The organism is Herminiimonas sp. CN, from assembly GCF_000622895.1.
In the GTDB taxonomy this organism is placed as follows: domain Bacteria; phylum Pseudomonadota; class Gammaproteobacteria; order Burkholderiales; family Burkholderiaceae_D; genus AVCC01.
On record NZ_AVCC01000110.1, the window covers coordinates 1 to 9,064 of the forward strand.

Genomic DNA, 9,064 nt, shown 5'->3' on the forward strand with positions numbered 1-9,064 from the left:
GGATAGAGTCCATTTTATCAAAAAGGACTGCAGTCCAATGGCTGTCAGTATTGTTGATCATGCCTGGCAAGCCACAAAACATGCAGCAAAAATCATGAATTAATAATTAATGAAATATATTGCATTAATTTAGCTGGACTTGAACCGACTGCTGTTCTAGTATGTGAATCATAGTGCATAATAAAAATATCAGAAGGAAAATTCTGGTCTAATTTAGGGAGAGGCAAATGCAGTGTGATATTGATCCGAATTCTAGCCAAGGGGTGTTGCCTGCCAGGCCTTTTCCATATCCTTACAATGCGGCTGCTGACCTGATTGAGCGCAATCTGGCGGCCGGTAGGGGTTCCAAAATCGCCGTGCATGATGATGATGGCAGCTATACTTATGCGGAACTGGCGGCCCGTGTAAACCGGTTTGCCGGCGCGCTCACCTCGCTCGGCATCAACATGGAGCAAAGAGTTTTGCTCTGCCTGCAAGATGCGATCGACTTTCCAACCGCATTCCTCGGTGCGATCAAGGCTGGAATCGTACCGATTGCGGTCAACACCATGCTCACCAGCACGGATTATGATTACATGCTGCGCGATAGCCGGGCACAAGTGCTGGTGGTGTCAGAAGCGCTGTTCGACAGTTTCAAGCCGATCCTGGACCGCCAGCCACATCTGAAGCATGTCATTGTGTCGGGGCAGGATGCGCACGGCAAGCTGCGCATGGCCGACTTGATGGTTGCCGCATCGCCGCAATTCGATGCGGTATCAACCAAGGCAGACGACGCCTGTTTCTGGCTGTATTCATCGGGTTCGACCGGCGCGCCGAAAGGCACAGTGCACCTGCATGGCAGCTTGATTTATACCGCCGAGTTGTATGCCAAGCCGATTCTTGGCATCCGCGAAAGCGACGTCGTTTTTTCGGCCGCCAAGTTATTCTTTGCATACGGGCTCGGCAATGGTTTGACTTTTCCGTTCGCGGTCGGCGCCACTACGGTGCTGATGGCTGAACGCCCGACCGCAGCCAGCGTCGCGCGCGTACTGCGCCGCTACCAGCCAACCATTTTTTACGGTGTGCCGACCCTGTACGGCATGATGCTGGCCAGCCAGGATTTGCCGCGGCGCGATGAACTGAGGCTGCGTCGCTGCACCTCAGCCGGCGAAGCATTGCCAGCCGACATTGGACAGCGCTGGACTGCAGCGACCGGCGTCGAAATCCTGGACGGCATCGGTTCCACCGAAATGCTGCACATCTTTCTCTCCAATCGCACCGGAGAAGTGCGTTACGGTACCACCGGCAAGCCCGTACCCGGCTATGCGGTGCGCCTAATCGGGGAGGACGGCAATGAAGTCGCTAAGGGCGAAATAGGGGAGCTGCACATTAGCGGACCGAGTAGCGCATCGTGTTACTGGAATAACAATGAAAAAACGCGCGACACCTTTCTCGGACAGTGGACCCGTAGCGGCGACAAGTACATCGAAAGCGAAGACGGTTATTTCACCTATTGCGGTCGCAGCGATGACATGCTGAAGGTTGGCGGCATCTATGTTTCTCCGTTTGAAGTTGAATCCACCCTTGCCGCGCACCCTTCGGTGCTGGAAGTGGCGGTAGTCGGCCATCTCGACGATGACGGGCTGGTCAAGCCGAAGGCGTATGTCGTGTTGCGTCCCGGACTGGTGCCGGATGACGAACTGGCAGCCGTGTTGCAGAAGCATGTGAAAGACAATCTGGCGCCGTACAAATTTCCACGCTGGATCGAATTCCTTGAGACGTTGCCGAAGACTGCCACTGGAAAGATTCAGCGTTTCAAGCTGCGCCATGCCAACAACAAATAGTGACTGAGGAATTGCGTCTAATTACCAGCGAACAGTGAACACAGAATTCACGTCCTGGGTCCAGTAGTACCCTGATAATAATGAGGAGACAAGCATGCCTGATAATTCGAACCCTAATCATAATCGCCGGCAGCTGCTGGCCACTGCCGGCCTGTTATCGACCGGGCTATTTATGCCAGGCAGCGCTGCGCTGGCACAAACAGAAAAAATTCGGATCGGCCTGATGCTGCCGTATACCGGCACCTACGCACCGCTGGGCAACGCGATCACAAACGGCTTCAAGCTGGCGGTGGCAGAACGCGGAGGCAAGCTTGGCGGTCGCGAAGTCGAGTATTTTACCGTCGACGATGAGTCGGATCCATCGAAGGGGCCAGAAAACGCCAACAAGCTGGTGCTGCGCGATAAGGTCGATGTAATGATCGGTACCGTGCATAGCGGGGTGGCGATGGGTATGGTCAAAGTTGCGCGCGATAGCGGCACGCTGCTGATCATCCCGAACGCTGGCGTGAATGTGGCAACCGGCGCGCTGTGTGCACCGAACATTTTCCGCACCTCGTTCAGCAGCTGGCAAACATCCTATCCGCTGGGCAAGATCATGGTCGAACGCGGCCACAAGAATATCGTCACGATCGCCTGGAAATATGCGTTTGGCGAGGAGTCGGTGAGCGCCTTTACCGAAGGCTTGAGCAAGTCCGGCGGGAAGGTCAGTAAGGAATTGTGGGTGCCGTTTCCGACTGTCGAATTCCAGGCCTTGCTGACGCAGATCGCCTCACTTAAACCCGACGCCGTGTATGCGTTCTTTGCCGGTGCCGGCGCCTTGAAGTTTGTCAAGGATTACGCGGCAGCCGGGCTGAAGGGCAAGATCCCGCTGTATGGCTCCGGCTTCCTGACCGACGGCGTGCTGGAAGCGCAGGGCGAAGCGGCTATCGGGCTGGAAACCACGCTGCACTATGGTGATGGCATTGATACTCCGCGTAACAAGGCGTTTCGGCTGGCGTATGTCAAGGCTTTCAAGAGTCAGCCCGACGTGTATGCAGTCCAGGGCTACGATGCCGGCTTGCTGTATGCGAATGGCCTTGATGCGGTCAAGGGCAATACCGGCAATAAACAGGCGCTGATCGCGGCCATGGAAAAGGTCAAAATCGATAGCCCGCGTGGGCCGTGGACGCTGTCACGCGCGCACAACCCAGTGCAGGATATCTACCTACGCAAGGTGGTGGGCAAGGAAAACAAGGTTACCGGCATCGCTGCTAAAGCGCTCGAAGACCCGGCCCGCGGCTGCAAGATTACTGCGTAAGTATCCGGAAAAATAAGCTGGAGGCTCCGCTTCCTTGCGAGTGAATGGCTCACAGTGAGGTAGGGGTTTTGATCGCATACTCTTCGCTTGCAGTGTGCCCAGGATTGCAATCCTGGGCACACTGCAAGTAGTGGTAGCGTCTCCAGGTTATAGCGGTTGCGGCGCGAATGCACTACCTCCATCCCGACCTCATCCTGCACGGAAGAGGAAGCCAATCGCCCACAGCTAATTTTAGTGACTACTTAAGTGGTGAGTGCCGTCCGCATGACCAGCAGCCACCGCCCTGAACCACCGCTCTGGCCATGTTTTGCAATCGACTTCCTTTTAGGGACGTAGCAATATGGAATTCCTGATCCAGTTTTTAAATAGCATCCAGTACGGCTTGCTACTGTTCCTGTTGGCCAGCGGACTGACGCTGGTTTTCGGCATTATGGGCGTGATCAATATGGCGCATGGCAGCTTCTATATGATCGGCGCATATCTGGCGTACTGGTTCGTCAAACAAACCGGCAGTCTGTGGTTGGCGATCCCGATCGGACTGCTGATCGTGCTGCTGCTGGGGATGGTGCTCGAATCGGTATTGTTTCGCCGCTTGTATCAGCGCGACCATTTGCAGCAGGTGCTGCTGACATTCGGCCTGATTCTGATTTTCGAGGAGTTGCGCAGCATTCTGTTCGGCGACGACGTGCAAGGCGTTGCGATTCCGGCGCTATTGAACTACTCGATCCCGCTGACCGATAACCTTAGTTACCCAGTGTACCGGCTGTTTGTTTCCGGCGCCTGCCTGCTGATCGCCGGTGCAATGTACTGGGTGATCCAGCGCACGCGGCTGGGCATGATGATCCGCGCCGGCAGTTCCAACCGTAAGATGGTGCAATCGCTCGGCATCAATATTAAGCTGCTATATAGCCTGGTGTTTGCCGTTGGGCTGGCGCTAGCCGCTTTTGCCGGCATAATCGCGGCACCATTGTCGTCAGTTTATCCGGGCATGGGTAACCAGATCCTGATTATCTGTTTCGTGGTGGTGGTGATTGGAGGTATCGGCTCGATCAAGGGCGCGCTGGTGGCGGCGCTGATGATCGGCATCACCGATACGCTGGGCAAGGTCTTTCTACCCGAATTTTCCGGCTTCGCAGTGTATCTGCTGATGGCGGTGATTTTACTGTGGCGGCCCCAGGGCCTGTTCAAGGGAGCTTGAGAACATCATGCAAACATCCTCCAAAACCACGGCCACCGCGATGCCGCTGATTTTATCCGCGCCGCGCAGGGGGCGCCTCTCGGCCCGGGCCTTGCCGCTGTTGCTGGCGCTGGGAGTGCTAGGACTGGGTCTTGTTCCACTGATCGGCTCGCCGTTTTACCTGCAATTGTTCAGCAAGATCATGATCATGGCGATCTTCGCGCTCAGTCTCGATCTGCTGGTCGGCTATACCGGTCTGGTCAGCCTCGGTCATTCGGCCTATTTCGGGCTGGCTGGCTACGCGGTGGCACTGCTGTCGCCGCAGTACGAAGCGGCCAGCCTGCTGACCACGCTGCCGCTGGCAATGCTGGCGTCCGGACTGCTGGCGCTGGTGATCGGACTGCTGGTGTTGCGCACATCAGGCATTTATTTCATCATGGTCACGCTCGCTTTCGCGCAGATGCTGTACTTCCTGTTTCATGACACCAAACTCGGCGGCGGCTCCGACGGGCTGTATTTGTATGTCAAGCCGGAACTACGGCTGGGCGCAACCCAACTGTTGAGTCTGGATGATCCGGCGCAGTTCTACTACTTTATTTTCGGCTTGATGCTGGCGGTGTATTTCATCTTGCGCATGGTGTTGCGTTCGCCGTTCGGCCATGCGCTGCTTGGCATCAAGGCCAATGAGCACCGGATGCGCTCCCTCGGCTTTCATGTGTTCTGGTACAAACTGGGTGCTTTTGTCCTGGCCGGTATGCTGGCCGGGTTATCCGGCTATCTGGCTGCTTGCCAGTTCGGCTTCGTCAGCCCGGAAATTCTGTCCTGGCACCATTCTGGCAATGTCTTGATGATGCTTTTGCTGGGCGGTATGGGTAGCCTGTATGGTGCGGTGATTGGCGCCTTTTCGTTTGTACTGCTACAAGAGTTTTTTTCCAGTGAAGTGCTGTTCGGCAGCTGGGCCCGTCACTGGCAGTTGGCGATGGGTACCTTCATTGTACTGATGGTACTGCTGTTGCCAAATGGGCTGGCCGGGTTGTTGCGCCGGTTTGGTCGCACAGCTATAGGCAAGGAGCAGCAATGACAGAATTTGCACTCAGCGTCAGCGGCTTGAGCAAACGCTTCGGCGGCCTGACTGCAGTCAACAACGTGTCGCTGCAACTGGTCACCGGTGCGTTACATGCGGTGATCGGGACCAACGGTGCCGGCAAGAGCACGCTGATCAATCTGCTGTCGGGCGACATCCTACCCAGCGGCGGCAAAATCCATCTGCACGGGCGTGAGATTACAGCTATGTCGCCGCAGCAGCGCTCGCAAATTGGGATCGGTCGCAGCTATCAAAAAACTAATATTTTCGGCGCTTTCAGCACGTTGGAAAACTGCCGGCTGGCAGCACAATCGCGCGAGCCGCATGCATTCAATCCGTTTCGTCCGGCAAGCTACTACCAGTCCATCGTGCATGCGGCCGAACAGGCGCTGGAGGCGGTTGGACTGCAGCACCGTGCTGACGTGACTGCGGGCACTTTGAGCCACGGCGAACAGCGCCAACTTGAAATCGCGATGTCGCTGGCGACCCGGCCGCAAGTGCTGCTGCTCGACGAGCCGCTGGCCGGCATGGGCGCCGAAGAAGCGGCCAGCATGGTGCGGTTGTTGCAGCAGATCAGTCAGACCCACGCGGTATTGTTGGTTGAACACGACATGGATGCGGTATTTGCGCTGGCGCAGACGTTGACAGTGATGGTCAACGGCAACATCCTGGAATCGGGCACCCCTGAGCAGATCCGCAACAGCCCGCAGGTGCAGCGTGCCTATCTTGGCAGTGAAGACGCCACGGCAGAGGAGAAATACCATGGCTGAGACCCCGATCATCCAGGCCGACGGCTTGCACACGTATTACGGCGAAAGCCATATCCTGCATGGTATCGATTTAACGGTACGAGCGGGAGAGACGATTGGCCTGATGGGGCGCAACGGCATGGGCAAAACCACATTGCTTGGCAGTCTGATCGGGCATGTGCGGCCACGGCGCGGCGCGGTACACATCAATGGGCGCGACATGACTCGGGCTGAGCCGCATCTGATTGCTCGGCAAGGGATCGCCTACGTGCCGGAAGGGCGCGGCATTTTCCCGAACCTGTCGGTGCGCGAAAATCTAGTGATGGCAGCCCGTGCCGGGAAAAATGGCCGGCGCGAGTGGACTTACGAGCGGGTGCTGGCCAGTTTTCCGCGGTTGGCCGAACGGCTGAGTCATGGCGGTCAGAAACTCTCCGGCGGCGAGCAGCAGATGCTGACCATTGGCCGCGCGCTGATGACCAACCCCGAGCTACTAATTTTGGATGAGGCGACCGAGGGCTTGGCGCCGATGATTGCACAGGATATCTGGAACATCATCAAGACCATCCGCACTACTGGCATCGCCACCATCATTGTCGACAAGAACTTTGCAGCGGTCTCCGCCATCACCGATCGCAACATCCTGCTAGTCAAAGGCAAGATTGTGTTCGACGGCAGTACCAAGGACCTGGTCGAACAGCCTGAACTATTGCAACGTAGTCTCGGAATTTGATGCTGCTGGGCTGGTGCCACCTTCGTCGGATCAGCTTGCTTTGCCAGGCGATTGGTTCGTCTCCAAGCGACGGATTTTTCTTGCAGTTACTCGGTGAGCGCGGTTCGGATCGACGTTGATGCAGTCAATAGGGTAGATTTCGATGCGCTAAGGAACTGCAAATTAAATCATGTCGATTAAATCACAACTAAATAGAATCAATAGCATCAGTGTATTTTTCTTAAGTATCAGAATAAATCTGCGCGTTCCTAAGCGATCCACCATTCTCAGGTTATTCAATGACAGACCCGACGGTTATTATGTCAATTTCATCGAGTAGATGTGCTGGCATTGGCGGATAAACAGGCGGTGCGCGGTTGGTTAAAAGGTTATGCAAATACAGTGTTTTTAGTCCGACAGGTCTTTACGAACGAAGACGGATGCACGGGCTTATCGAATCTGGTGCGCAGTGATTTGACGTGTGATGGTGACGAGATCACTGCCCTTTACAAAAAACGGTGGAAAGTGGAAGTGTTTCACAAATCATTGAAGTCTAACGCTGTGCTGGCGAGATCGCCCACATGCCGGGTCACCACGCAAAACAATCATGTGTTCATGTCAATTTATGCCGTATTTAAATTGGGGTGCCTGAATATGAAACACAAAAACAAATCATTTTGCGTTAAGAGCAAAGCTCTTTATTAAAGCAACCCGCCAAGCCTATGCCGAACTCCAGACTCTGCGGGCTGTGCAACATCAGTTATTTATATAACCAGGAGATACTGGATCATGAGACAAGTCGACGTTCACAGATTAATTGATGAGGCAAAATTTAATCGTTTTCATTGGGTATTGTTGTTTTGGTGTGCATTAGTCATTATTTTCGATGGCTACGATTTAGTTATTTACGGTGTTGTCTTGCCTAAATTAATGGCGGAATGGGGGCTGTCACCGTTACAGGCAGGCGCCTTGGGAAGCTATGCCTTATTCGGCATGATGTTCGGTGCGATGATTTTTGGTCCGCTTTCCGACAAAATCGGCAGGAAGAAAGTCATCGCAATTTGCGTCACATTATTCAGCCTATTTACTTTTATTAATGGCTTTGCCAGTAATGTCACCGAATTTGGCATTTGCCGTTTTATCGCCGGGCTTGGAATCGGCGGTGTCATGCCCAATGTCGTTGCCTTGATGACAGAATATTCGCCTAAAAAAATCCGCAGCCTTTTAGTGACGATTATGTTTAGTGGCTATTCGATCGGCGGCATGTTGTCAGCCGGCCTGGGTATCTGGCTAATCCCTGCTTATGGCTGGTCATCGGTATTTTTTGTTGCGATAACGCCGTTGATTCTGTTGCCGCTTATTTTATATTTTCTGCCTGAATCTCCCGCTTTTTTACTGCGTTCCAAGCGCAATGGCAGCATGGGAAAAATACTGTCCCGCATTGAACCGTCTTATGAGGCGGGAAAAGAGGCGCAATATAACTATTCGACCGGCAACACATCCAGCCAGGCCCCTTTGCTAGCCCTGTTCAAAGATGGCCGCTTTGTGACCACGCTGATGTTCTGGATATCCTTCTTCATGTGCCTGCTGATGGTGTATGCGCTGGGTTCCTGGTTGCCCAAATTGATGAATAAAGCCGGGTATCCCCTCGGGTCCAGCCTGATGTTTTTGATGGTGTTGAATATCGGTGCGATCTTCGGCGCAGTCGGCGGCGGCTGGCTGGCGGATAGGTTTCATCCCCGTCGCGTGTTGACCATATTCTTCATCTTCGCCGCTTGTTCGATCAGCCTTTTAGGCTTCAAAACCAACACACTGGTTCTGAATCTATTAGTCGCCATTGCAGGCGCCACTACAATCGGCACCCAGATTCTTTTGTATGCCTATGTGGCGCAGTATTATCCGCTCCGTATCCGTTCCACGGGTATCGGCTGGGCATCCGGTGTCGGCAGAAGCGGGGCAATTCTAGGTCCGATACTTGGCGGAACTTTATTAAGCATGAACCTGCCATTGGAATTTAATTTCTATGCTTTTGCAGTGCCAGGCGCAATCGCATGTATCGCTATTTCCATGGCGGGTAGAAATGCCGTGCATTCTGAGATGGCACGAAGCGCTATTCCACTGGCTGGTGAATACAGTAAATCCTGAAATTTCAAAGCAATAACAAAAATGCCGATTCTTTTTTATGGCATGGATAGCCACTACTAATGGATATAAAAAAATACCCC

Annotated in this window: 8 protein-coding genes; all 8 read left to right on the forward strand. The window is 54.1% G+C overall.

From position 1 onward, the window contains the following. The first annotated feature begins 227 nt into the window (after window positions 1-227). Window positions 228-1,823 (forward strand): benzoate-CoA ligase family protein, encoded by a 1,596-nt coding sequence (locus HMCN_RS0116160; RefSeq protein WP_051567024.1) that lies wholly within the window; start codon window positions 228-230, stop codon window positions 1,821-1,823. A gap of 94 nt (window positions 1,824-1,917) precedes the next feature. Beyond that, window positions 1,918-3,120 carry an ABC transporter substrate-binding protein gene (locus HMCN_RS0116165; RefSeq protein ID WP_025918355.1) on the forward strand — a complete coding sequence of 401 codons (1,203 nt, stop codon included), beginning with the start codon at window positions 1,918-1,920 and terminating at the stop codon, window positions 3,118-3,120. 340 nt (window positions 3,121-3,460) lie between these two features. Continuing rightward, entirely contained in the window at window positions 3,461-4,318 is an 858-nt protein-coding gene (locus tag HMCN_RS0116170; RefSeq protein WP_025918356.1) for a branched-chain amino acid ABC transporter permease, read from the forward strand. Between the two features lie 7 nt (window positions 4,319-4,325). After that, window positions 4,326-5,378, forward strand: a complete 1,053-nt coding sequence (locus HMCN_RS0116175) for a branched-chain amino acid ABC transporter permease (RefSeq protein WP_238552216.1) — start codon at window positions 4,326-4,328, stop codon at window positions 5,376-5,378. Then, window positions 5,375-6,151, forward strand: coding sequence for an ABC transporter ATP-binding protein (locus HMCN_RS0116180; RefSeq protein ID WP_025918358.1), 777 nt, complete (start codon window positions 5,375-5,377; stop codon window positions 6,149-6,151). Before HMCN_RS0116175 ends, HMCN_RS0116180 begins: the two co-directional genes overlap by 4 nt. Then, complete coding sequence (locus HMCN_RS0116185; RefSeq protein WP_025918359.1) at window positions 6,144-6,860, forward strand: ABC transporter ATP-binding protein; 717 nt, start codon at window positions 6,144-6,146, stop codon at window positions 6,858-6,860. Before HMCN_RS0116180 ends, HMCN_RS0116185 begins: the two co-directional genes overlap by 8 nt. A gap of 321 nt (window positions 6,861-7,181) precedes the next feature. Then, on the forward strand, window positions 7,182-7,544 hold the full coding sequence (locus HMCN_RS18905) for a hypothetical protein (protein ID WP_202962681.1): 363 nt from the start codon (window positions 7,182-7,184) through the stop codon (window positions 7,542-7,544). An 84-nt stretch (window positions 7,545-7,628) separates the two neighbouring features. Then, window positions 7,629-8,984 (forward strand): aromatic acid/H+ symport family MFS transporter, encoded by a 1,356-nt coding sequence (locus tag HMCN_RS0116190; protein WP_025918360.1) that lies wholly within the window; start codon window positions 7,629-7,631, stop codon window positions 8,982-8,984. The last annotated feature ends 80 nt before the right edge of the window (window positions 8,985-9,064 follow it).

Excerpts from the sequence above, each read along its gene's own strand:
- HMCN_RS0116160 (WP_051567024.1), top strand. The coding sequence starts at position 228 with ATGCAGTGTGATATTGATCCGAATTCTAGCCAAGGGGTGTTGCCTGCC.
- HMCN_RS0116165 (WP_025918355.1), top strand. The coding sequence starts at position 1,918 with ATGCCTGATAATTCGAACCCTAATCATAATCGCCGGCAGCTGCTGGCC.
- HMCN_RS0116170 (WP_025918356.1), top strand. The coding sequence starts at position 3,461 with ATGGAATTCCTGATCCAGTTTTTAAATAGCATCCAGTACGGCTTGCTA.
- HMCN_RS0116175 (WP_238552216.1), top strand. The coding sequence starts at position 4,326 with ATGCAAACATCCTCCAAAACCACGGCCACCGCGATGCCGCTGATTTTA.
- HMCN_RS0116180 (WP_025918358.1), top strand. The coding sequence starts at position 5,375 with ATGACAGAATTTGCACTCAGCGTCAGCGGCTTGAGCAAACGCTTCGGC.
- HMCN_RS0116185 (WP_025918359.1), top strand. The coding sequence starts at position 6,144 with ATGGCTGAGACCCCGATCATCCAGGCCGACGGCTTGCACACGTATTAC.
- HMCN_RS0116190 (WP_025918360.1), top strand. The coding sequence starts at position 7,629 with ATGAGACAAGTCGACGTTCACAGATTAATTGATGAGGCAAAATTTAAT.